Source organism: Rhodococcus sp. P4_F3_2, assembly GCF_056401335.1.
In genome coordinates, this window is the sequence record NZ_JBFUJN010000007.1 from 1 (window position 1) to 22133 (window position 22133).

21 protein-coding genes and 1 tRNA gene are annotated in these 22133 nt (G+C 62.4%); 9 read left to right on the forward strand and 13 right to left on the reverse strand.

The features are described from left to right. The coding region (locus tag AC1DWA_RS09420) for a GatB/YqeY domain-containing protein (protein ID WP_477916624.1) at nucleotides 1–248 on the reverse strand (248 nt) is incomplete at its 3' end. 132 nt (nucleotides 249–380) lie between these two features. Here AC1DWA_RS09420 and AC1DWA_RS09425 point away from each other — a divergent pair. The 4 genes from AC1DWA_RS09425 to AC1DWA_RS09440 all read left to right on the forward strand — a co-directional run bounded on the left by AC1DWA_RS09425 (nucleotide 381) and on the right by AC1DWA_RS09440 (nucleotide 2305). Next, entirely contained in the window at nucleotides 381–1349 is a 969-nt protein-coding gene (locus AC1DWA_RS09425; protein ID WP_003943461.1) for a metallophosphoesterase, read from the forward strand. Nucleotides 1350–1403: 54 nt separating this feature from the next. After that, a tRNA-Pro gene (locus AC1DWA_RS09430) sits at nucleotides 1404–1477 on the forward strand. A gap of 74 nt (nucleotides 1478–1551) precedes the next feature. Then, on the forward strand, nucleotides 1552–1875 hold the full coding sequence (locus AC1DWA_RS09435) for a hypothetical protein (protein WP_069147148.1): 324 nt from the start codon (nucleotides 1552–1554) through the stop codon (nucleotides 1873–1875). Nucleotides 1876–1951: 76 nt separating this feature from the next. Beyond that, nucleotides 1952–2305, forward strand: coding sequence for a VOC family protein (locus AC1DWA_RS09440; protein ID WP_477846644.1), 354 nt, complete (start codon nucleotides 1952–1954; stop codon nucleotides 2303–2305). A gap of 1 nt (nucleotide 2306) precedes the next feature. Here AC1DWA_RS09440 and AC1DWA_RS09445 read toward each other — a convergent pair whose 3' ends face one another. Further along, complete coding sequence (locus tag AC1DWA_RS09445) at nucleotides 2307–3863, reverse strand: acyl-CoA synthetase (protein WP_195791602.1); 1557 nt, start codon at nucleotides 3861–3863, stop codon at nucleotides 2307–2309. Between the two features lie 189 nt (nucleotides 3864–4052). Between AC1DWA_RS09445 and AC1DWA_RS09450 the strand changes: the two genes are divergently transcribed. Beyond that, entirely contained in the window at nucleotides 4053–5084 is a 1032-nt protein-coding gene (locus AC1DWA_RS09450) for an ABC transporter substrate-binding protein (protein WP_019746600.1), read from the forward strand. A gap of 55 nt (nucleotides 5085–5139) precedes the next feature. Here AC1DWA_RS09450 and AC1DWA_RS09455 read toward each other — a convergent pair whose 3' ends face one another. Continuing rightward, nucleotides 5140–5616 (reverse strand): MarR family winged helix-turn-helix transcriptional regulator, encoded by a 477-nt coding sequence (locus AC1DWA_RS09455; RefSeq protein ID WP_020968249.1) that lies wholly within the window; start codon nucleotides 5614–5616, stop codon nucleotides 5140–5142. 119 nt (nucleotides 5617–5735) lie between these two features. On the opposite strand from AC1DWA_RS09455, the gene AC1DWA_RS09460 reads away from it, so the two are divergent. Both AC1DWA_RS09460 and AC1DWA_RS09465 read left to right on the forward strand, forming a co-directional pair. Continuing rightward, nucleotides 5736–7349 (forward strand): DHA2 family efflux MFS transporter permease subunit, encoded by a 1614-nt coding sequence (locus AC1DWA_RS09460; RefSeq protein ID WP_477846645.1) that lies wholly within the window; start codon nucleotides 5736–5738, stop codon nucleotides 7347–7349. Nucleotides 7350–7441: 92 nt separating this feature from the next. After that, nucleotides 7442–8110 (forward strand): DUF6891 domain-containing protein, encoded by a 669-nt coding sequence (locus AC1DWA_RS09465; RefSeq protein WP_477846646.1) that lies wholly within the window; start codon nucleotides 7442–7444, stop codon nucleotides 8108–8110. 5 nt (nucleotides 8111–8115) lie between these two features. Here AC1DWA_RS09465 and AC1DWA_RS09470 read toward each other — a convergent pair whose 3' ends face one another. The 3 genes from AC1DWA_RS09470 to AC1DWA_RS09480 form a co-directional block, all read right to left on the reverse strand. Continuing rightward, entirely contained in the window at nucleotides 8116–9882 is a 1767-nt protein-coding gene (locus AC1DWA_RS09470) for a cholesterol oxidase substrate-binding domain-containing protein (RefSeq protein WP_477846647.1), read from the reverse strand. 96 nt (nucleotides 9883–9978) lie between these two features. Next, entirely contained in the window at nucleotides 9979–10782 is an 804-nt protein-coding gene (locus AC1DWA_RS09475; RefSeq protein WP_007732353.1) for a metal-dependent hydrolase, read from the reverse strand. A gap of 220 nt (nucleotides 10783–11002) precedes the next feature. Beyond that, nucleotides 11003–11467 (reverse strand): hypothetical protein, encoded by a 465-nt coding sequence (locus tag AC1DWA_RS09480; RefSeq protein ID WP_019746594.1) that lies wholly within the window; start codon nucleotides 11465–11467, stop codon nucleotides 11003–11005. Between the two features lie 167 nt (nucleotides 11468–11634). On the opposite strand from AC1DWA_RS09480, the gene AC1DWA_RS09485 reads away from it, so the two are divergent. Both AC1DWA_RS09485 and AC1DWA_RS09490 read left to right on the forward strand, forming a co-directional pair. After that, complete coding sequence (locus AC1DWA_RS09485; protein ID WP_003943475.1) at nucleotides 11635–12339, forward strand: response regulator transcription factor; 705 nt, start codon at nucleotides 11635–11637, stop codon at nucleotides 12337–12339. Then, nucleotides 12336–13715, forward strand: a complete 1380-nt coding sequence (locus AC1DWA_RS09490) for a sensor histidine kinase (RefSeq protein WP_020968245.1) — start codon at nucleotides 12336–12338, stop codon at nucleotides 13713–13715. The genes AC1DWA_RS09485 and AC1DWA_RS09490 overlap by 4 nt, the downstream gene beginning before the upstream one ends. Here the strand turns inward: AC1DWA_RS09490 and AC1DWA_RS09495 are convergent. From AC1DWA_RS09495 to AC1DWA_RS09525, 7 genes are all read right to left on the reverse strand, one after another. Beyond that, on the reverse strand, nucleotides 13612–14601 hold the full coding sequence (locus AC1DWA_RS09495) for an LLM class F420-dependent oxidoreductase (RefSeq protein WP_020723628.1): 990 nt from the start codon (nucleotides 14599–14601) through the stop codon (nucleotides 13612–13614). The two genes, AC1DWA_RS09490 and AC1DWA_RS09495, sit on opposite strands and share 104 nt — an antisense overlap. Nucleotides 14602–14607: 6 nt before the next feature. Then, on the reverse strand, nucleotides 14608–15294 hold the full coding sequence (locus AC1DWA_RS09500; protein WP_020905950.1) for an HAD family hydrolase: 687 nt from the start codon (nucleotides 15292–15294) through the stop codon (nucleotides 14608–14610). A 269-nt stretch (nucleotides 15295–15563) separates the two neighbouring features. Beyond that, nucleotides 15564–17015, reverse strand: coding sequence for a catalase (locus AC1DWA_RS09505; protein WP_019746589.1), 1452 nt, complete (start codon nucleotides 17013–17015; stop codon nucleotides 15564–15566). A 31-nt stretch (nucleotides 17016–17046) separates the two neighbouring features. Further along, the gene (locus AC1DWA_RS09510) at nucleotides 17047–17601 is read right to left on the reverse strand and encodes a Fur family transcriptional regulator (RefSeq protein ID WP_019746588.1); all 555 of its coding nucleotides are present in this window, start codon (nucleotides 17599–17601) and stop codon (nucleotides 17047–17049) included. Nucleotides 17602–17713: 112 nt separating this feature from the next. Further along, on the reverse strand, nucleotides 17714–18442 hold the full coding sequence (locus AC1DWA_RS09515) for a helix-turn-helix domain-containing protein (RefSeq protein ID WP_029254317.1): 729 nt from the start codon (nucleotides 18440–18442) through the stop codon (nucleotides 17714–17716). Next, nucleotides 18411–20030 (reverse strand): AMP-binding protein, encoded by a 1620-nt coding sequence (locus AC1DWA_RS09520; protein ID WP_020905947.1) that lies wholly within the window; start codon nucleotides 20028–20030, stop codon nucleotides 18411–18413. The genes AC1DWA_RS09515 and AC1DWA_RS09520 overlap by 32 nt, the downstream gene beginning before the upstream one ends. After that, on the reverse strand, nucleotides 20024–21994 hold the full coding sequence (locus tag AC1DWA_RS09525) for an alpha-ketoacid dehydrogenase subunit alpha/beta (protein WP_029254315.1): 1971 nt from the start codon (nucleotides 21992–21994) through the stop codon (nucleotides 20024–20026). Before AC1DWA_RS09525 ends, AC1DWA_RS09520 begins: the two co-directional genes overlap by 7 nt. Between the last annotated feature and the right edge of the window lie 139 nt (nucleotides 21995–22133).

Sequence of the window (22133 nt, forward strand, 5' to 3'; positions counted from 1 at the left end):
GCAAGCTCACCGCGGCCGTTCTCGGTGTAGATCTCGGCCGATTCGCCGCGCTTCTTCGATTCCTTTGCAAGGACTTTGATGATTTCTTCGTCGGTGAGGACTCGTGCTTCCTTACCGGCCACCTCTTCGGTCTGGATGGCTGCCATGAGCATCCGAAGGGTGGCTGTACGTAGCGGATCCTTCGCCTTCATGGATGCAACCATGTCGGTTCGGAGGGTGGCTTTGAGCGATGGTGTCGTGTCGGACATGGTGGAAACGTTACGCGCTCGGCGTTTCGAGCGTGCCGATAGTTACCTCCGCCCGGACACAATTCTCTGTGGAATAGCTGCAAATGGCGGCGAGAGCGACGCAGAAGAACGCCACACCCGTATCCTTGAGAGGTGTCTTCCCAGTTCCGCACCAATCTGACCCGCACCGCACTTGGTGCCGCGGGCGCCGCTGCACTAGGGATCGGGTACGCATCCGGCATCGAACGCAATGCATTTGCACTGCGTGAGGTGACGATGCCAGTCCTGGCGCCCGGTTCGTCGTCGCTGCGGGTCCTCCATCTCAGCGACCTGCACATGATGCCGAACCAACGGTTGAAACAGAATTGGTTGCGTGAGCTCGAAGGCCTCGACCCCGACCTCGTGGTCAACACCGGCGACAACTTGTCGCATCAGCGCAGCGTCCCGGCAGTGGTCCAGGCGCTCGGTGATCTGTTGGCTCGGCCGGGTCTGTTCGTCTTCGGCAGCAACGACTACTTCGCTCCGAAACCGAAGAACCCACTGAGCTACATCTTCAACAAGGACAAGCGCATCACCGGGGATCCCCTCCCCTGGGGCGATCTGCGGGCCGCGTTCACCGAGCGTGGATGGCTGGACATGACCCACGTGCGCCGCGAGCTCGAAGTGGCCGGTATTCGCATCGCAGCCGCCGGCGTCGACGATCCGCACCTGAAGCGTGATCGCTACGACACCGTCGCCGGAACACCCAATCCCGTCGCCCAGCTCAAGCTTGGTCTGACGCACTCGCCCGAACCTCGAGTTCTCGATCGGTTCGCCGACGACGGTTACGATCTTGTGCTCGCCGGCCACACGCACGGTGGTCAGCTGTGCCTTCCGTTCTACGGCGCGTTGGTCACCAACTGCCAGATCGATCGATCCCGGGTCAAGGGGCCGTCGAAGTGGGGCGCGCACACCCAGCTGCACGTCTCCGCGGGCATCGGCACTTCGCCGTGGGCTCCGGCACGCTTCTGCTGCCGCCCCGAGGCAACTCTGTTGACTCTGGTTCCGGCCACCAGGCGCGAACCGGAGCACGTCTCAGCACACAGTTCCGCAGAGTCTCCAGCGTCGGTTCTACGCAACTGACCTGCGGATTTAATGTCAGTCGACTCGGTAATGTAAGCTAACCGAGGTTCGACACGGGGTGTGGCGCAGCTTGGTAGCGCGCTTCGTTCGGGACGAAGAGGTCGTGGGTTCAAATCCCGCCACCCCGACAGTGAAGAACAGTAATCGAGGCCCTTCCGCTCACGCGGGAGGGCCTCGATTGCGTTGACGATAAGGTGAAGCCGTGGCATCCCAACCAGACTTTGCGCACAACGACATGGCGAGCCGTAGCCGACGCGAGAAAGCCGTCGGCCTGGCCAAGTTCGCCTGGGATCGCGATATCAGTAGCGCAGAGTTGCTCGACATGCCCGATGATCGGCTGCGCAAACTCGCACGTGCGGCCGGCGCCAATCCGCCGAGCACGCGGGAGACCTGGACCATCGCGGCCGGACTGCTCGACGAGAAAGCTGTGTGGGCAGCCGCTAACCCTGACCGTCCCGAAGCTCGGCGTGAGCATCCGGACGAGAAGATCATGTGGGTGAAGAAGCCGATCGAGCCCTGGCTGTGACAGCCGAATTGAGCGCAGCTGTGACAGCCGAATTCAGCACAGTTGTGACAGCCGAATTCAGCGGAGCTGTGAAGCGGTGATCGGGCAGGTTGATGAGGTGGTCGTCGACTGCTCGTCTCCTATCGCACTGGCGAAATTCTGGGCCGGAATCCTCGGCGGACAACCAGTGGAGCGAAACACCGCGTGGGCGTTTGTCGACCCTCCAGGATGGACCCGCCTCGCGTTCCAGCGCGTACCGGAATCCAAGCTGACGAAGAATCGTCTACACATCGACGTCAGCGTGGATGACGTCGTCGCTGCAACCGAGGCCGCCGAGCGCCTCGGCGCAACTCGGGTCGGTACTGTCCAGCAGGACCCGGCCGGTACCTTTCAGGTGCTGCTGGATCCAGGGGGAAACGAGTGGTGCGTCGTCCGAAGTATCGGAAGGTGATTCACACTCCCGCTACGGTTTCGCGAGCCCAACGGTAGTCGGCCTTCCCACTGGGTGAGCGGAGGATGCTGGGTACCAGCACGATCGACCGGGGGATCTTGTACCCAGCCACGTGGGTGCGGCAGTGCTCCGACAATGATTCCGTCGCAACATCTTCGAACCCCGGCCGAACCTGCACGACAGCGGCGACCTTCTCACCGAATCGTGCGTCGGGCGCGCCCGCTACCAAAGCGTCGAAAACTGCCGGGTGAGTTTTGAGCGCCTGCTCCACTTCTTCGGGGTAGACCTTCTCGCCGCCGGAGTTGATGCACATCGAACCGCGCCCGAGCAGCACGATGGTTCCGTCGGCTTCCATCGTGCCCATGTCCCCGAGTACCGCCAGACGCACCCCGTCGACGACAGGAAAAGTTGCAGCAGTCTTGGCGGGGTCGTCGAAGTAGGCCACGGGGACATGGCCGGCCCTGGCGATGAAACCGGTTGTGCCCGAGCCTGGTTCGATGCGACGAAATTCGTCGTCGACAAGAATCATGTTGGGGTTGGATCGAATTCGCTTTGAACCGTCCTCACCGAATTCGACGACGCCGTCGTTGCCGGATTCCGAAGCACCGAAGGCATCCTTGATCACCAGTCCCGGTAATCGGGTTGTCAGTTCTGCCTTCAGGTTCGGGGAGAACAATGCGCCACCCGACCCGATCAGTTTGAGAGTCGAAAGGTCGTAGCGGCCTTCGCTTGCGGCGATGGCGTCGGCGATCGGCCGAGCAATCGCGTCTCCGACGACGGTGATTCCGGTGATCTTCTCGGCCTCGACCAGTCGCAGCACTTCCGTCGGATCGAAGCTGCGAGTCAGCACTCGGGGCGCTCCCATGAGGAAAGCCGTGAGCAGTGAATAGATCGCGGCTCCATGCATGAGCGGCGGGATGAGTAGCAGCACAGTCGGATTGGTGTTCGCCACGGCCGCATCCACAACCTCTTCGAGACTCCGACGCGGCGGCCCGCTGAGGTTCGCTCCGGACAGCGCGGCGAAGAAGAAGTCCTCGTGCCGCCACACCACGCCCTTGGGCATTCCGGTCGTGCCGCCGGTGTAGATGATGAAATGGTCGTCGTTGCTTCGCGGGCCGAAGTCGCGAGTATCAGTCTGCGCGGCAAGGGCGTTCTCATAGTCGTCGCCGACGATCAGCACGTGGGAGATCTCCGGACACTGCGGAACCACGGCCAATGCCGTCGGCGCGAATTCCTCTTCGACGAGTAATGCCACCATTTGAGAGTTGGTGTAGATGTACAGGAGTTCTGCATCGGTGTAGCGGAAGTTGACGTTGATCGGCACTGCTCTGATCTTCAAGCAAGCCAGGAGCGCTTCGACGTACTCGACGCAGTTACGCATGTGAATACCGACGTGCTGCCCCGGCTCGACGCCGACGGACTGCAGATGATGTGCGAGTCGGTTCGATCGCAGTTCGAGTTCGGCGTAGTTCAACCGCGCGTCTTCCAGAATCAAGGGAACCCGATCGGGGATCGCATCGGCAACGGCCTCGAACAGATCGGCAATGTTCAGGGTCATCGAAATCCTCACTACACGCGTCTTCGCTTACCAGTACAGGTCTTTCGCGAAGCTAACACGTTGGTCGCACCCTGTAGTCCGAATTGCGTAGCGGTCCCGCTGAGCGAGACCTGACGCGCTGCTCACCTGGCATCAACGGTGCGGATACCTCTCTGACCAAGCCCGATAGCCGGAAGGTAGGGTAGCCTAATGCATTCACGCACCACTCTCCGGAGCCGCACGTCGGTCCGGGTCGCCATGGTTGCCCTGGCGACTGTTTTTGCCGCTACGGCCTGCGGTTCTTCCGACGCCGGCGGCAACGCAAACGGCAACACCGATGTCGCAACCGGCGGCAAGCTGTTCAGCACCGCCGACACGGAAACCGCGAAGCTCGGCAGCGATGCTGCGCCCGGCGAGTTCCCACGCACCATCACCCATGCTCTGGGCGAGACCACCCTCGAGGCCAAGCCGACCCGTGTCGTCGTCCTCGACAGCGGCGAACTCGACGAGGTCCTCTCGCTCGGGATCACCCCGGTCGGCATCGCCAGCCCGGAAAGTGCCGCCGGTCAGCCGTCGTACCTGGCTGACAAATTGGTCGGCGTCCCCGATGTCGGCACGACCAACAACCTCAACCTCGAGGCGATCACCGCACTGCAGCCCGATCTGATCCTCGGCAGCAAGCTGCGCCAGGACAAGCTTTACCCGCAGCTCTCGGCAATCGCGCCGACGGTCTTCAGCATCCGCCCCGGCTTCCCGTGGAAGGAGAACTTCCTCCTTGCCGGTGACGCACTCGGCGAGGAGACCAAGGCCGAGCAGGTTCTCAACGACTACCAGACGCACGCGGATCAGGTCCGTGAGTCGATCGACGGTTCGCCGACGATCTCGCTGGTTCGCTTCATGTCCGGGAAGCTGCGCCTGTACGGCAACCTGTCGTTCATCGGCGTCATCTTGAAGGATGTCGGCCTGCCACGCCCGGCGATCCAGGACATCAACGAGTTGGCCGTCGAGGTCAGCCCGGAAACGATCACCGAGGCAGAGGGTGACCGAATCTTCTACTCCAGCTACGGAAATCCCGCAGACACCGGTCAGACCACCGTTGTCGCCGGTCCGCTGTGGGCAAGCATGGACGCAGTCAAGGAAGGCCGCGCCACCGAGGTGAGTGACGAGACCTGGTTCCTGGGCCTCGGCCCGACAGGCGCAGGCCTGGTTCTCGACGACCTGCAGGCCAAGCTCGGCAAGTAGCCGTCACCGACACAAAAAAGCCGCCCGACTCTCCGGAGTCGGGCGGCTTTTTTGTTCAGCGGTTGTCCTGCTCGAGGTGTTCGTTCATCGTCGAGTGCAGGTCGACGAGAAATTCCTCGAATCGACTGAGCAGTTCGGGCGGGTATTTCTCCATCATGGCGTCGAGTCGCACGGCAAGTGGGCCGAAGAACTCGTCCGCGAGGTCCTGCACATGCGCACTGCTGTGCAGCGTGACCACGCGACGGTCTGCATTCTCACGGGTCCGGACGATATGTCCCGCCTTCTCCAGGCGGTTGAGCAACGCGGTGGTTGCGCCCGACGTCAGCGAGATCCGCTCTCCGAGGCGGGCGGGCGAGAGCGGCGTCCCCTTCTCCTCGGCAGCTGTGATTTCCATCAAGGCAGTCGCGTCGGTGGAATGCAGGCCGAGCCACGACGCGAATCGATGACTGAATTCGGTGAACGTCCCACCGTACGCGCGGAATTCGTCCATCAGCCGCTCCCGCTCCACGGAGATGTCGCGCGGTGCTTCCACCCCGTGATCCCACCTTTCCTGTGCCAGACGGCGGCCGGTCGAGCCCAGCGCGCACGTTGACAACTTACCGCCTCAAATATACCTTCACTGTGAAGTTACTTCACAATGGAGGTTTATTCGTGAACATCTCACCCACCACTCGCAAGTGGTTGGGCCTGATCGCCATCGCACTCGGCGTGGCACTGATCGTCGTCGACACCACTATCGTCAACGTCATAGTTCCCTCGATCATCGAAGATCTCGGGATCAACTCCGTTCAGGCTCAATGGATCCAAGAGTCCTACGCAATCGTGTTCGCGGCGCTCCTGCTACTGGTCGGCAGAGTTGCGGACCTGGTCGGCGCCCGTCGCATCTTCATCACCGGTGTCGTCGTGTTCGGCGCAACGAGCCTGCTGGCCGGACTGGCACCGAACGGCGGCCTGCTCATCCTGGCGCGATTCCTGCAGGGCGCCGGCGCGGCCATGATCCTGCCCACCTCACTGTCGCTTCTGAACGCGATGTTCACCGGCAAAGCCCGCGGCCAGGCCTTCGCAGTCTGGGGTTCCACCATCGGTGCTGCTTCCGCCCTTGGCCCACTACTCGGCGGCTGGCTTGCCGAACATGCCTCATGGCGTTGGGCATTCGGCATCAATATTCCGCTTGCTGCGCTCATTCTGATCGGCGCGGTGCTGTTCATCGCGCCCTCACCCCGCACCGCTGGGCGCATCGACACCACCGGAGCGGCACTGTCCATCGCCGGCCTGGGCCTGCTCGCCTTCGGCCTCGTCGAGGGACGTACGTATGGGTGGCTGACGACGAAGGAACCCTTCGATCTGTTCGGCCTGTCGTGGTCCAGCGGACCGTCGCCGGTTCTGGTGGCGTTGGTTCTCGCCGTTCTGTCGCTCGGTGCGTTCGCCTACCGTCAAACCATGCTCACCCGCAGCGACGATCCGTCGCGGGCGCTGATGGACGTACGGCTGTTCTCCATCTCGTCGTTCCGCAACGGCAACATCGCGACGCTGATCATCGGGCTCGGTGAGTTCGGAATCGTTGCGGTGCTTCCCCTCTGGCTTCAGTTCACGCTCGGGTACAGCGCACTCCAGGCAGGGCTCGCGCTGGTTCCCATTGCCATCGGCAGCTTTGTCGCCAGTGGTGCGAGCTTCGGAATGGCGTCGAAGGTCTCGCCGTTGGGCTTGGTCCGTATCGGTTTGGCCCTCGAAGCGCTCGGTCTCGCCGGTCTCGGATTCATCGCTGCAACAGACAGCCCCTGGTGGACTATCGCCGCAGTGCTCTTCTTCTACGGCATCGGTGTCGGTTTTGCGACTGCGCAGGTGACCAACGTCGTGCTCGAGGAGATTCCCGAGCAGAGCGCCGGTCAAGGCTCCGGCATTCAGAGTGCGTTCCGCCAACTCGGATCCGCACTGGGCATCGCTGTCCTCACCACGGTCTTCTTCAGCACTCTCAATTCCACGCTGAACAACGACCTCACCGAGTCCGGTGTCGACCAAGCTCAGGCTGATCAGTTGACGCGTGCTGTCACCGACAGCGCGGGCGCCGCCATCGACTCGCTGGCCGGGTCACCGAGCACCGCTTTCGTCGCAGACGCTGCACAGTCTGCAATGACTCACGGGATCACACTCGGCGGATACCTTGCGGCCGGATTTGTCGTGGTCGGCCTGATCGCCACCGCGCTCATCCCGAACAAGCCTGCCCCGTCGACCGAGGAGGAAACAAAGGCAGCAGCCGACGCCTGACGGCCGGATCGGTGCAGTACGGTGCCGGTATGCGATTGCCCTGGTCACGGTCAGCACCGTCACGGTCAGCACGGTCACGTCAGCCTGCAACGGTGCTCAGCGCGGCCGACATCGTGGCCGTCCGTGAGCAAGCACGCGAATTGGTAGTCCCCGGGTTCGCGACGTTCGATGAAATCTGCGAAGCCGCCCGAGACTGTGTCGAGGGCGGTTTCGAGAACGATGAACTCGGCAGACAGATCGACGCAGTAGTGCGTGAGGTCTGGGACCGAAGGCTCGGGGAGCAGACCCAGTGGGCGGGTCCCGGCGACTTCGAGCGCGTATCCGCCGCCTTCGCAGAACTCGAGCGCAACGGCATCGTGGCCCGCATGAACTTCACCTGCTGCGTGCAGTGCGGCACTACCGAAATCGACGACGAACGCACGCCGTCCGAACCGGACGAGAACGGGTATCCCTTTGCTCAGTGGGCGTACACGTTCTTCCACATGCAAGATGCGGAGCGTCTCGGCGACGAGCCGTCCGATCTCTACTTGTCCTACAGTGCGTTTCGTCCGGCCCACGATCTCGATCCCGCGCTGGTCTCCGCCGCGTTCGGCGGCGACGAAACCGCCAAGGCACAGATGATCGCGCACACCGATCAGACCGTCGGGCGCCAGGTAGCCGACGCACTCCGAGCCCAGGGACTGAGCGTCGACTGGAACGGTGACAACAATCAGCGCATCCGCATCTCCGACGTGCGCTGGCGCAAACCACAACCGCAGTAAGAGATTCAGCTGGGTGGCAAGACGCGGTCGATGAACGTATTGCTGAAGACGCGGTGCGGGTCGTGTTCGTCCAGCGTGGCGAGAGCGAAGTCCCAGTTCCCGTCGCCACCGGCACGAAAGGTGGCAGGCACTGTGCTGGTGAGGAATTCGTCGTCCTGGTACGCAGCTTGATCGGTGAATGCCCATCCCTTGGACCACTCCGGACGGAAAGTCGCGTAATCGCCGGAGTAGTTCGCGACCATCCACCGTTCCATCTCGCGAAGGAACGCGGGCAATCCCGCGGTGCCGGGAATCGAGACCACGTTCATCCAGATCGCCGTATCCCAGTCCTGACGATCCGCCCGGGGCCGCACCGCTGACAGATCCGGCACGCCGGCGCTGTCGACAAGGACTTCGCCACTGTCATCGACACCACAGAGACGCACTTCGAACGGCATGTTGACGGGATACTGCCCCAGCGACGCGTAGTGCGTCATTCGCTCGTTCAACCAACTCGTCATCTCGTGGACGACTCGGCCGATGTTGGACCGCTTGGTGATCACCGCGCCGCCGCCCGCTACTACGCGCAACGTCGTGTGCCGCAGGTAGAACAGAACATCTTTTGACCAGCCCCACAGATCGTCGGTGTCGGTCAGCGCCAATCCTGCTGCTACAGCTCCGAACTGAGAGGCGCCGAACAGCGGTGTCGCAGCTTGAAGGCCCTGCGCCACCATCCCCAACGGGGTGGTGACTTCTTCGGGAATCGCGTCGGAGAAGAAGTAGTTGTACGGCCCGCTCACCTCTCGGGACTCCGGCGGTTTGACCGGGGTCGGCGTCCAGACCTTGAGCCACGGTGTTTGCGTGAACGGGAACCAGATCGCCTCCACCCGTCCGGATTTCTCGACAAAACTCTCGTAGGTACGCCCTGGCGAACCGGGAGCAGCAAAGAGTTCTTGCCACGGAATGTCGGTGAAACTCTGGCACCGCAGCCGATAATTCTCCCCGGCTTGCAGCGTCACGGAGGTGACGAAGGTTCGGCCCAGGTGAGTCAGGAAAGCCGTGATCTCGTCATCTGATCGGTGAAAAGTCTTCAGCGCGTAGCGATTGCTGCCTTCGTCCCACGCCACCACCGTGATCTCGGTGATCAGGTTGCTCAGCGAACCATACGACTGGCCAGGGGTAAACGTCTCCCCCACCGCCGGATACGTTGCCCCGTGAGCGCCGATCGCCAGTGCCCCGGCGATGGACAGCTCACCGATCGCCGGAGAGTTGGCCCACCCGAGCCCCTCGCGCTCGAGCGCTGTCAGAATCGCTTCGATACTGGCGCCGGCGCCCGCCGTGACTGTTGCGGGCGTGCCGTGCTGCACCACAACCGAATTCAAGTTCGCCATCGTATCGACCAGCAGAACTCGATCCGAAGGCGCGCCGGGCACCACCGTCAACGGACTCCACCCGTGCATCGTTCCCTTCGCACGCACTGTGTACCCGTTGTCGAACGCCCAGTTGGCGAGGGTGACGACGTCGTCGCTGTGACGCGCCGTCGCCGTCCACACACTCTCGAGCATGATTTCTCGCGACCAGTTCGCGTATGCCTGCTGTGACAACGGAATGTCCGACGGAAATCCGGGCGGTGGCGCGATGGTCGATGCCGAGCCCCAGGGAACAGCTCCCGCCGGTGCCCAGGAAATACCCGCGAGAGCAGCTGCGCCGACACTCGCTGCGAGAAATCCGCGCCGGCTCACACCGTCTTCTCTCGAGCTGTGCTCCGCCTTGCGCTCTGCTTGATGCACCACTGCTCACTCCGTCAGCCGACTCGGTTCATGTCAGGGACGAACGTAGAACAAATATGATTACGATGCCAGTGGTTCCGTAATAAAAGATTTAGATGCTCACTGCACCATCGGAGCGAAGACGGCGTAGATCGCTTCCGGGGCGCCGTCGAAAGCACTGATGATCAACCAGGCAGTCAGGACCGTCAGCGCCGGCCCGATCAGAATCTTCTCGAGGTTCCCACCTGCGCGGATGGACAGAAATGACGGCAGCCGTTGTTCCCACCACCGCTTGCCGCCGAGCGGAATCAGGGGCGCGAGAAACGGCACCCCTTCCTTGGTGATCGCATCGCCGAGACAGTGTGTGGCGCAGCCCAGTGCCACTGCAACACCTAGCCCGGTGGATCCGGCCTCACTCGGATACCACTGCCAGGTGAGGGCCGAGAGCACCAACGCAACGGCGGAGACGGCGAGCCACCCCTTCTCCTTGGCCAATTCACCCGCCAATCCTCGGATCGCCAGCCCGAGGCAGAAGAACAGCGTGATGATGATGGCGGGCTTCCCGAACTGAACAACCAGCGCCGAGACCCCGGCCCCAAGACCGGCGGCAAACAGCGCGGTGTGCGTGAGCGTCCGATGCCCACCACGACGCTTGCCGTCCTTCTTGCCTTTGGTGATGCGGTAGAAGGTCACCGAAATTGCGTCGATACCTTTGGCCAGCGCTTTGCTGAGCGGACCGAATGATCGGGAAACCGTCGACTGACCGGTATCGAGGTCGGGAAGCAAGGCGGCTCCCGCGCACACACCGGCAAAGGTCAAGGTTTCAGCGGTGGATGTGGGCCCTCCCCAATCGAGAGGCAACAACTCTGCAACCACCAACCCCACAGCAGCACCGGACATCGCGTGGGTGGGGCCCATGACCATGAAACACAACACCTTTCGAAACGCGCCCCGCATCAGGCCGTACCGCACCCTCTGCAAGACACCACGCACATGACGCCGTCGGCGACGGCCCCGGCATGCTCGCCGAGACCGCCCCGAACGTAGCAAGTGCTACCGACAGGGTTGACCAACCTCCGGACCCGGTTGAGTACGGCCGTACCGTTCCAGGTCAAAGCGGTTCATGCGGAGCTTTTTTCGCTCGTCAGCCCGCAGCAACCGCGCATGACAGGGCAACGCCTTCCTCCAGCGGAGCGACGCCTGCCATGTTGAGCACCTCTGCCGGAACACCCTCGATCGCCGGAGCCCATTCGACGGTCGGCAACGCCGGCACCCCTTCACGCGCAATGAATGTCGCGGCGTCGCCAGGGACTTCGATCGTGATTGCGGCTGTACCCGCCTCCTCGGCGCGCACAACCTTGCCCTCGTCGATGAGCTTCTGCAGTTCCTCGTCGGAAATCGGCGTCGCGGCACCACACGCTACTTCCGGAGCCACACCCGCCTCTGACGGAGCGGTCGCGATCGATCGCACCGCCACCGGCGACCCGTCGGAAATCGGGTTGGAAGCCCAGGCGATTCCCGGCGCCACGGCCATACCGAGGACCGCCACCGACGCCACCACCACACCGGTCCGGCTGGCCCGCTTGCCGTTCACTTTCAATCGCGTCATCGTTGTTCTCCTTGATCGAACGTTCTCGAATTCTCGGCGCGGTCGCATCCGAGAAACCCGAGGTTATGAAGCCAACACTGCAGATCTGTTGTCGGTTTCTTAGGAGTTGATGAGAATGCGGCGGCCCTCGCTCCGAGCGAGGCCCCAGGTCGCAATCCGATGGCACCATGGCTGGAGTGAGTACACGCGAGCGCATCCTGATCGTTGACGACGACGCGAAGGTTCTGAATTCGCTCGAACGTGGACTCCGATTGTCGGGCTTCGACACGGCAACTGCCGTCGACGGACGATCGGCCTTGTCATCGGTGAACAAGCAATGCCCGGCCGCACTCGTTCTCGACGTCAACATGCCCGGCCTCGACGGCGTCGGAGTGGTAACCGCCCTGCGCGCGATCGGCAACGAGGTTCCGATCTGCGTACTCAGCGCCCGAAGTTCCGTGGGTGACCGCATCGCGGGGCTGGAGGCGGGCGCCGACGACTACCTCACCAAGCCCTTCGAATTGGCCGAGCTCGTCGCCAGACTGCGCGCATTGCTACGACGCACGACGCGAGCCACTCCGTCGGTCGACCATCCGATCACGGTGGGACCGCTGACGGTCGATCTCCGTGGCCATCGAGCACACATCGACGGTAGGCGAATCGAACTCACCAAAAGAGAATTCGACCTGTTGTCGGTACTCGCCGAGCATGCCGGTGTCGTACTCAGTCGCGCACAACTCCTGCGACTCGTCTGGGGTTACGACTTCGCGGCCGACACCAATGTCGTCGACGTCTTCGTCACCTACCTACGCAAGAAACTCGAAGTCGACGGGGCGCCCCGCGTGATCCACACGGTGCGCGGAGTGGGCTTCGTCCTGAGGGCCGAACGATGAAGCGGCCGCTGTCACTTCAGACCCGGGTAGCCATCGCGTCGGGCCTGGCCGCCGGAATCGTGATTGCCGCGATCGGAATTGCGTTCGCGGTCTTCCTGCGCGTCAACGGATCCGAACAACTCGAACGCACTCTCGATTCCGTCACCCTGGGCGTCGCAGCGAGTGCGCCGAGCCCCCTGTTCATCGAAACACCAACTGCAACCACAGAACCATTCGTGGTCAGCCCTGGATTCAACGCCACGACCGTCAGCGCCTTGGCTACCACCGATGTTCGCAGTCGGGATGTTCTCGTGCCTGGCGACAGCGGCGCCGCACTGGCCGTCAGCATCCCTGAAGACCCACTGACCCAGGCAATCCGTGAGCAGCAGTTCCAGGTGGCCGCTGCTGCAGTGGTCGCCATCCTTGCCGCGGCCGGGCTCGGCTGGTTCCTCGCAGGCCGCGCCGTCCGGCCTCTACAGCAATTGACCGAGACCACCAGTTCGATCGGCAACAACCTCGACGTCGAAGGACTCTCGCGCCGGGCACCGTCGGTGCGCGGAACGCGCGAAGCCGAAGAACTGTCGGAGGCAATCCACAGCATGCTCAGTCGCATCGAAACCGATAGAAGCCGCACCGAAGAGGCGTTGGAGTCGGCGCGCGATTTCGCTCGCGTCTCCGCCCACGAACTACGCACACCTCTCACGTCGATGCGTACCGATCTCGAAGTTCTCGCAACACTGGATCTCACGGAAAGCCAACGCCGCGAACTGTCCAGCGAGTTGTTGGAGGCGCAGCGCCAGATCGAGCGCACCCTGACCGATCTCGAGACGCTCGCCCTGGGTGAAGTGGCCGATCCGGAGGATTGTGCCGACGTCGATCTCGTGGAGGTTGCCGATCGCGCCGTCGCTGACGCCGGCCGTTTGCACCCTCAGGTCGACGTTCGTTTGAAAGCACCGGAAGAACTTTCGGTTCAGGCCTTTCCCGCGGGCATCCGTCTGGTGTTGACCAACGCCGTCACCAACTCCGTTCGGCACGGCAATGCCGACGAAGTCGAGATCACCGTCCGATCAGGGGCTGCCACCGGTTCGGCGACGGTATACGTCGACGACAACGGCACCGTGATCGCGCCGTCGGAACGCGAAGCGATGTTCGAACGATTTGTTCGTGGTACCGGCGCCGGCGACGCCGGAAGCGGTTTGGGGTTGGCCCTCGTCGCGCAGCAGGCGCGGCTGCACGGCGGTAGCGCGCGACTCGACGCGAGCCCCCTCGGCGGAACTCGATTGATTTTCTCGATCAACCCAATTCGACATGCAGAGCCTCGAGCAGTGGCTTGGCTGCCTCGTCGAAGAATCGGTCTTGGGTATCTCCACCGATCTGTACCAGCGCCACATCGGTGAACCCAGCATCGGTGTACGCCTTGACTGCCTCCACGATGACATCGAGATCAGGACCACACGGAATACTTTCCGCCACATCCTCTTTGCGCACGAACTGAGTCGCACCTGCGAAACTCGCCGGTGTGGGTAGTTCGGAGTTCACAGACCACCCCCCACCGAACCACCGGAACTGCTGATGAGCGCGAGCGATGGCCGTGTCGCGATCAGGATCCCACGAGATCGGAATCTGACCGATGGTCCGGCCTGCTGGCGCCAACCCGTACGCCCGGCCGTGAACGTGCTTCCACTGGTGCACCAGATCCGAATCCGGTTGCACGGCAATCAGGTCATCGGCCATCGGACCGAAACGCTCGACGGACTTGTCGCCGGACATGGCCAGCGCCAGGGGAACCGGGTTCTCCGGGAGATCCCAGATCCGCGCGGACTGAACGTCGAAGTACTCCCCCTTCCAGCTCACCAGATCCCCGGCAAGCAGTGCACGAATGATGCTCACTGCCTCCTGCAGCATGTCGTGCCGGGTGTCGACGGACGGCCACCCCTCGCCGACCACATGCTCGTTAAGGCTCTCGCCACTTCCCAATCCCAGTGTGAAGCGCCCGTCCGCGAGGATCTGGATCGTCGCGGCTTTCTGCGCGACCACGGCAGGGTGGTACCTGACGGTCGGACAAGTCACATACGTCATCAACCCGACTCGCTCGGTGGCATGGGCAACTGCTCCCAGCACCGACCAGGCGTAAGGCGCATGCCCCTGCTCGGTCAGCCACGGCGAGTAATGATCACTCATCACTTCGAAGTCGAAGCCGACTTCTTCGGCCCGAACTGCATGGCGGACCAGTTCTTTCGGGCCGGCCTGTTCGGTCATCAAGGTATAGCCGAATCGTGCCATCACTGATCAACTCCCGGTATCTAGGCCTGAAACGAGTTCGGAAATCACACTGCCGTCGAGGTGGTCGAGAAGGTCGCGGGCGTCGTCGTACACCGTCGCCGCACCCGCGCCTTCGAGTTCGTCGGTCGACATGCCGCCGCTGCGCACTCCCACAGCCACAACGCCCGCCGATGTCGCCGCCTTCATGTCCCAGACGGCGTCTCCGACCATGACCGCATCGCCCGCGTCGACACCTGCCTTCGCGAGCGCGATTTCGATCAGGTGCGGATCAGGCTTGGCCTCGTCGACGGATTCCGAAGAGGTCGCGGCGTAGATCATTTCGTCGATGTCGAGCGTCTGGCGCAACAACTCCAGTTCGTCGTCGGGCGCCGAGGTAGCGAGCACGACGTGCAGTCCGAGCGAGTGAACTCGGCGGATCAATTCGCGCGCTCCCGGCAGTACTCGGAGACGGTCAGCCGACTGCCGGTAGTACTTGGTGTGAAGTTCCTTGGCCCGTGGCCCGCACCCGTCGATGTCTTCGCCGAGCAACGTCTCCAGTAGTTGGTCGCCGTCCATACCGATGCTGCGGTGCACCCGCCACGCGTCAACCGGGCGACCTACCTCGAAGAAGGCTCGCGACCACGCTTCTACATGCAGATAGTTGGAATCGACGAGCGTTCCGTCGATGTCGAAGAGAACTGCACCTGTTGCCATGGGAATTGACTGCCCAACACCTCGGTTCGCGAAACTTGTGCCCCGAGCATTCTCCGCTCGAGAAGCGGATCATGGAGAGTGCGGACAGCAGAAGTGCACGTCGAACAGGGGTGTCGTCATGGAGTCAGTGGTTGTGTTCCTTCTCRCATGCTTCGTCTACTGGTTCGCACTGCTGTAGTTGGGCAGACAAAAACGGACCGCTGCCGGGAAGTGATTTCCCTTGCAGCGGTCCGCATTCGGTAAACCTAGGCGATGCTCATGTCAGCGGGTCACTGACCTGCGCGTACACCTTCTTCGACGCGCTTGCCCAAATCTGCGTCGACGTTCTTCCAGTACTCGAAGACACGCAGTAGAACTTCTTCGCTGACGCCCGCAAGGGCGTGGCCGACGATGTTGCTCACCAGGCGCTCACGAGCTGCGTCGTCGAGAACTTCACGGACCAGCGTTCCGGCCTGCGTGAAGTCGCCGTCCTCGGCGTGCTCGATGTATCCGGCGCGCACTGCCTTGCCGTCGAACGACCACAGGCCTTCGTCACCGGCAACAGACGGATCGGCGTGAGGTCCGCCGTACGAGTTGGGTGCGTACACCGGCGTCGACGGGGAATTGAAGCTGTAACGCATGGCGCCCTCCTTGGAGTAGGAGTTCACCTCGTTCTTCGGCGCGTTGACCGGCAGGTCGGCGTAGTTGGTGCCGATGCGGTAACGATGTGCGTCGGCGTAGGAGAAGACGCGGCCCAGAAGCATCTTGTCCGGGCTGAATCCGATGCCGGGCACCACGTTCGACGGCTCGAAGGATGCCTGCTCGATCTGCGCGAAGAAGTTCTCCGGGTTACGGTTCAGCGTCCACTTGCCGACCTCGATCAGCGGGTAGTCCTTCTGGGACCAGACCTTGGTGAGGTCGAACGGGTTGAAGCGGTAGCCTTCGGCCTCGTCGACCGGCATGATCTGAACCTTGAGGGTCCAGCTCGGGAAATTACCGGCCTCGATGGCGTTGTACAGATCCGCGCGGTGGTAGTCGGGATCGCTACCGGCGAGGCTGTCTGCTTCTGCCTGTGTCAGGAACTCGATGCCCTGATCGGTCTTGAAGTGGTACTTCACCCAGAAGCGTTCACCCGCAGCGTTGACCCACTGGTAGGTGTGCGATCCGAAGCCGTCCATGTTGCGCCAGGTCTTCGGGATACCGCGGTCACCCATCAACCAGGTCACCTGGTGAGCCGTTTCGGGACGCAGAGTCCAGAAGTCCCACTGCATGTCGTGGTCACGAAGACCGGAGCCTGGCAGTCGCTTCTGCGAACGGATGAAGTCGGGGAACTTGATGGCGTCCTTGATGAAGAACACCGGGGTGTTGTTGCCGACGAGGTCGTAGTTTCCCTCTTCGGTGTAGAACTTCATCGCGAAACCGCGCGGATCGCGCCAGGTGTCCGGGCTGCCCTGCTCACCGGCGACGGTGGAGAAGCGGACGAGCGACTCGGTCTTCTTACCCGGCTGCAGGAACGCGGCCTTCGTGTACTTGCTGACGTCGTGTGTGATGACGAGTTCACCGAAAGCGCCGCCGCCCTTGGCGTGGACGATGCGCTCCGGGACACGCTCGCGGTTGAACTGCGCGAGCTTCTCGATCAGGTAGTGGTCGTGAAGGAGCACCGGCCCCTGAATACCCGCGGTCAGCGATTCGTCATCACTTGCGACCGCGATACCGAAATTGTTGGTGGTGGGCTTGGTCATGGCGAAGCCTCCTAGCGTTGTGGGCTGGGCGTCAGAGGAGCGGGGCTGCATCCGAGCCGAACGCATGGGCTGCATGCGAAGGGGCTGGCTCGGAGGTTCTGGACGCATCAATTCGATTCTGCGAGACCGTGTCCGACGCGGTGTCGGATTCGGCAGAATTCTTCAGGCAATCTTCGCAACGGCCCCAGAACACGACCTCGGCTTCGTCGATTTCGAAGCCGTGATTATCGGAAGGTTCGAGGCAGGGAGCTTGGCCGACAACACAATCGACGTCGACGACCTTGCCGCAGCCGCGACAGACGAGGTGATGGTGGTTGTCACCAGTTCTCGTCTCGAACCGTGCGGGTGAACCCGCCGGCTCGATGCGTCGCAGCAATCCTGCGTTCACGCATGCCTTGAGCACGTCGTAAACGGCCTGTGTGGATACCGATCCGAGCTGCTGCCGCACGAGTGCTGCAACAGAATCGGCGTCTGAATGCGGTTGGGCTGTAACCGCATCCAGCACGGCGAGGCGCGGAGCAGTGATCCTCAACCCGACGGCGCGAAGTTGCGCTCGGGGGTCGAAGTCATGCTCTCCGTCTCGCATGTTTCCCAGTATGCCGCTTTTCTGGAATTAGTCAAGAAAAGGATTGCCTAAGTTGAATCGAGACCGGCGTCACACCCGGTGACATCACATCCAATACGTCGCACGCAGCGACTCACCCCAGGACGAACCAGATCGCCTTGACCGTCTGATCTGTCTCGTTGCGCAATCGGTGAGGAACATTCCCGACCAGGTGGATCGCTTCGCCCGACTTGAGCAGCCGACGCATTCCGTCGATGTCGATAGTCAGAGTCCCTTCCAGCACGTACCCGTAGTCGTCACCCGAGTGGGTCTGCGGTGCGTCGCCCGGCGCAGAGTCGGCGCCGGGCTCGTACTCCGTGAGGAGGAACTGGACGTGATGGTTCTCAGGAGTATTCGCCAACCGTTGCCAGCGGACACCCGATCGGAATGTGAGGCAGTCGGAAATGCGCGGCTCGTGGGTCTTCGATTCGGACTCGGATTCACGTTCCGGATCGACGCTGTTGCCGAGCAATACGTCCAACGACAGGTTGAGTTCGGTCGCGATCGCAAAAAGCGTGTTGACCGCCGCCTGACTCTGTCCCAGTTCGAACTGGGACAGGAACGACGGTGATACGCCGAGTCGCCTCGCCAGTTCGCGAACCGGGATTCCCTGTCGCGTGCGTTCGGCACGAACCGTCTTACCTACCGACGTCCCCAAACCGTTGTCCTCCGCCTTCTGTTTGCGCGCCGCCGCCTTGGTCGGCGCCGTCTTCTTCTGGGCCGTCGTCTTTTGGGGAGTCGTCTTGCGCGGTTGCGATTTCTTCGATGCAGCCGCTGTCGACTCAGCCGCCTTACGAGGTGGCTTTGCGCCGGTTGCCGTCATGTCCGAACTCGCTTCCGTAGGTCTCGGGGACCGCCTGTGCGGAGCCCAAGCCTAACGCTCGACGCAGGAGAAACTTCTGAACCTTCCCACTCTCCGTCCGAGGAAGCGACGCAACGGTCTCGACTCTCTCCGGAGCCTTCTGAACAGCAAATCCTTCGGACAGCAGGAAGATCCGCAGGTCTCGAACGCTTGGTGGTTCACCGTGCGGAACGACAAAGGCGCACGCGCGCTCCCCCAGTTCCTCGTCCGGATACCCGACCACTGCCACCTCTGCCACATTCGGATGAGCCTCGAGGACCCACTCGATGTCGGCAGCACTGAATTTCTCCCCTCCCCGGTTGATGATGTCCTTGATCCGCGAAGTGATCCGGATCTGACCTGGCCCGTCCACGGTGGCAACGTCGCCAGTCCGGAAATAGCCGTCCTCGGTAAATGATTCCGCGTTGATCGAGCTGTCGACGTAGCCGACGAACAGTTCCGGACCACGCACCAACAGCTCGTCGTCTTCGCCGAGCCGGAACTCGTTTCCGCCGATCACAGCTCCTTCGTCCTCGGCCTGCAGACCGATGTCACCGAAAGGATCACCCATCACGAGGGTCGGAAGTTCCGTCGATCCGTAGGTACGAACAACCGCTGTCCCCATCACGCGGTGGGCTCGACGTACCAGCTCGGGCGGAATCCCGGCCCCACCACACACGAATCGAGTCAGATGGGATCGTCGATATCCGTCCTCCTCGTAGGCGTCGGCAAGACCGCGGAGAAACGGTGTCGCGCTCACGGTGAACGTGCATTGTTCGCGCTCGATCAACGCAACTGCCTCCGCGGGATTCCAGCGTTGCATCAGAACCGTCGAGCAGGCTGCCGCTGCGGGAAGAACGACCGCATACGACATTCCGGTGATGTGGGGCAACGGCGAAGGCATGAAGATTCGGTCCTGCGAATCCACGCCGCAATGCGCGATCATGCTCGAACTCTCGGCCATCAGGGTCCGATGAGTGTGCAGAACGCCTTTCGGAGCCGAAGTGGTTCCCGACGTGTAGAGAACGAGGGCGACGTCGTCGGGATCCGCGCGGTGGTCGGGCCGGTTCGCCTCCATCCCGAAGTCCAGAAAGTCGTCGAACGTGGTGCGCCGCAACCCACCTTCGCCTCGAGCCTCCACCAGAAGAACCTCTCGGCCCAGATCACGGAGCACAGTCCCGAGTTGCTCGACGTGACGATATCCGCGGTATTCCTGCGGGGCGACGATCACCGACGGCTCAGCTTGCTCGATGATGAAGGACAGCTCGTGTGCGCGGTAAATCGGGACCACCGGCAGGAGAATGCCGCCGGCAAGCCACGTGCCCCAGGCCGCAACCACGGATTCCCACCAGTTCGGCAGCTGAACGAGTACCACTTCTCCAGGCTCGAATCCCGATTTATGCAGTGCGCCTGCAAAGCTCGTTGCAGCGTCCACCAATTCCTGGTAAGTCCACCGCACACTCTCGTCGACAAGGGCCAGTGCTTCGGGATCTCGACGCAGTGCGTCGAGAAGCATCTCGGGCAGCACCCCGCCACCGGTCATTGCCCGCGGACGGGTAGCGCTCAGCACGACATCACCCGCCGAACGGCTGCAACGATGTCGTCAGGTCCGACTTCCCACTCACGTTCGAGCACCGGCGCATAGGGCGCGGGCGCGTACCGTGCTCCCACCCGCACCACCGGCGCGTCCAGAGAATAGAAACCGGAATCCACCGCCATGGCTGCGATCTCGGCTCCGACACCGAAGTCCACCACCGCTTCCTGGGCGACGACCATCCTGTTGGTCCGACCGAAGGATTCGAGAATCGTCTCCCGATCGAGCGGAGCAATCGTTCGTAGATCGATGACCTCCGCATCGATCCCTTCCTCTGTCAACGTCTGCGCCGCAACCAAAGCGTGCATTGCCATACGCGACCACGAGACGATGGTGACGTCCGAACCTGGTCTCGTCACCGCTGCCTTTCCGATCGGAACCCGAAAATCCTTGCTCGGCAACGAACTTTTCTTCTCGTACAGCAGTCGATGCTCGATGAACATGACCGGGTTGTCGTCCTCGATCGCTGCCCGCAACAACCCGTATGCATCCGCGCCCGAACTCGGCATGAGCACAGTCAGTCCCGGTATGTGCGCCAACAGCGCCTCGAGACTCTGCGAATGCTGCCCACCCGACGATCTGCCGGAACCGAACTGCGTCCGCACCACCAACGGCAGACTCACTGCGCCGCCCGTCATGAACCGAAGTTTTGCCGCCTGATTCATCAACTGATCCAGGCACACCCCGAGGAAGTCGAGGTACATCAGTTCCACGACGGGCCTACGGCCCGCCATCGCGGAGCCGACGGCAAGACCCATGATTGCCGATTCGGAGATCGGCGTATCGAGCACTCGACCCGGATACTCCGCGGCCAATCCCCTGGTCAGACCGAAAACATTTCCGCCGGCAACGTCGATGCCAGCAAGAAACACATCCGGATCGGCTGCCAGAGAGTCGTCGAGCGCCGCTTTGATGATCTTGGACTGGGACACCGCCGCACCACCCGCGTCGACACTCACGTCGAGGTGGCCCGGCGGATAGACACGTCGCGGTGAATAGATGTACTCCATCACGCTCGACGCCTCCGGTTGCGGCGACGCCCGCGCGAAACGCTCCGCCTCGTCGACCACCGCCCTCACCCGCTTATCCACCAGATCGAGGACATCGTCCCCGATGCCTCGCTCCCGGAGTCGGCCCCGCGTCACCGTCAGTGGATCGGCCGCGAGAATGTCTCGGGTCATCTCGTCCTTGTCGCGGTACACCTGCGGATCGCCCTCGTAGTGCCCGTGCACCCGCAGGGTCGTGACCTCGACGAACACCGGACCACTGCCGCCTCGCACCTGCGCGTACACCGGCCGAATACCGTCGGCGACTGCCTCGACGTCGTTGCCTGCCAGCGTGATCGATTCCATTCCGTATCCCGCTGCGCGCGCAGAGATCGGAACCGGATGCTGATCCACCGTCGAGGAGAACTCCGAGAATCCGTTGTTCTCGCACAGGAAAATGATCGGAAGTTTCCACAGCGCAGCCAAGTTCATCGCCTCGTGGAACGCGCCGGTCGCGATCGCCCCGTCACCGAAGAACGCCACCACCAGATCGCCCTCACCGCGATCCTTGGCAGCGAAGGCAGCACCGACGGCGATCGGCAACCCCGCGCCCACGATCCCGTTCGCGCCGAAGATCCCCAGGCGGGGATCGGCGACGTGCATCGAACCACCCCGGCCGTTGTTGGCCCCGGTAACCTTGCCCATCAACTCGGCCATCATCCGATCGGGCTCGAGGCCTTTGGCGAGAACGTGGCCGTGCCCGCGGTGCGTCGAGGTGATGACGTCACTGACCCGCGCATGAGTGAGAGCCCCCACCGCGCATGCCTCTTGACCTATCGAGGTGTGAACGAATCCGGGAATGATGTCGCCCTTGTAGAGCGCCGAGATGCGCTCCTCCATCACACGGATCAACAACATCTTTTCGTAGGCACACAGAACTTCTTCGCCGTTCACGAGCCGGAACACCTCCAATAATGCTGCGCTCGTTACGAATACATGCGCAGTGGGTGAGCAGGACTATACCGACGGATTTTCCTTGCTGTCCAGTGACACTTGACAAAGGCTGTGAGGTGACTCACGATTACGGGGTACT

What these genes read in the sequence shown, in the direction of transcription:
- AC1DWA_RS09495 (WP_020723628.1), bottom strand. Translation starts at nt 14,601, where the DNA reads ATGGCACGATTCGGCTATACCTTGATGACCGAACAGGCCGGCCCGAAA.
- AC1DWA_RS09485 (WP_003943475.1), top strand. Translation starts at nt 11,635, where the DNA reads ATGGCTGGAGTGAGTACACGCGAGCGCATCCTGATCGTTGACGACGAC.
- AC1DWA_RS09515 (WP_029254317.1), bottom strand. Translation starts at nt 18,442, where the DNA reads ATGACGGCAACCGGCGCAAAGCCACCTCGTAAGGCGGCTGAGTCGACA.
- AC1DWA_RS09505 (WP_019746589.1), bottom strand. Translation starts at nt 17,015, where the DNA reads ATGACCAAGCCCACCACCAACAATTTCGGTATCGCGGTCGCAAGTGAT.
- AC1DWA_RS09510 (WP_019746588.1), bottom strand. Translation starts at nt 17,601, where the DNA reads ATGCGAGACGGAGAGCATGACTTCGACCCCCGAGCGCAACTTCGCGCC.
- AC1DWA_RS09445 (WP_195791602.1), bottom strand. Translation starts at nt 3,863, where the DNA reads ATGACCCTGAACATTGCCGATCTGTTCGAGGCCGTTGCCGATGCGATC.
- AC1DWA_RS09450 (WP_019746600.1), top strand. Translation starts at nt 4,053, where the DNA reads ATGCATTCACGCACCACTCTCCGGAGCCGCACGTCGGTCCGGGTCGCC.
- AC1DWA_RS09480 (WP_019746594.1), bottom strand. Translation starts at nt 11,467, where the DNA reads ATGACGCGATTGAAAGTGAACGGCAAGCGGGCCAGCCGGACCGGTGTG.
- AC1DWA_RS09475 (WP_007732353.1), bottom strand. Translation starts at nt 10,782, where the DNA reads ATGGTCATGGGCCCCACCCACGCGATGTCCGGTGCTGCTGTGGGGTTG.
- AC1DWA_RS09490 (WP_020968245.1), top strand. Translation starts at nt 12,336, where the DNA reads ATGAAGCGGCCGCTGTCACTTCAGACCCGGGTAGCCATCGCGTCGGGC.
- AC1DWA_RS09500 (WP_020905950.1), bottom strand. Translation starts at nt 15,294, where the DNA reads ATGGCAACAGGTGCAGTTCTCTTCGACATCGACGGAACGCTCGTCGAT.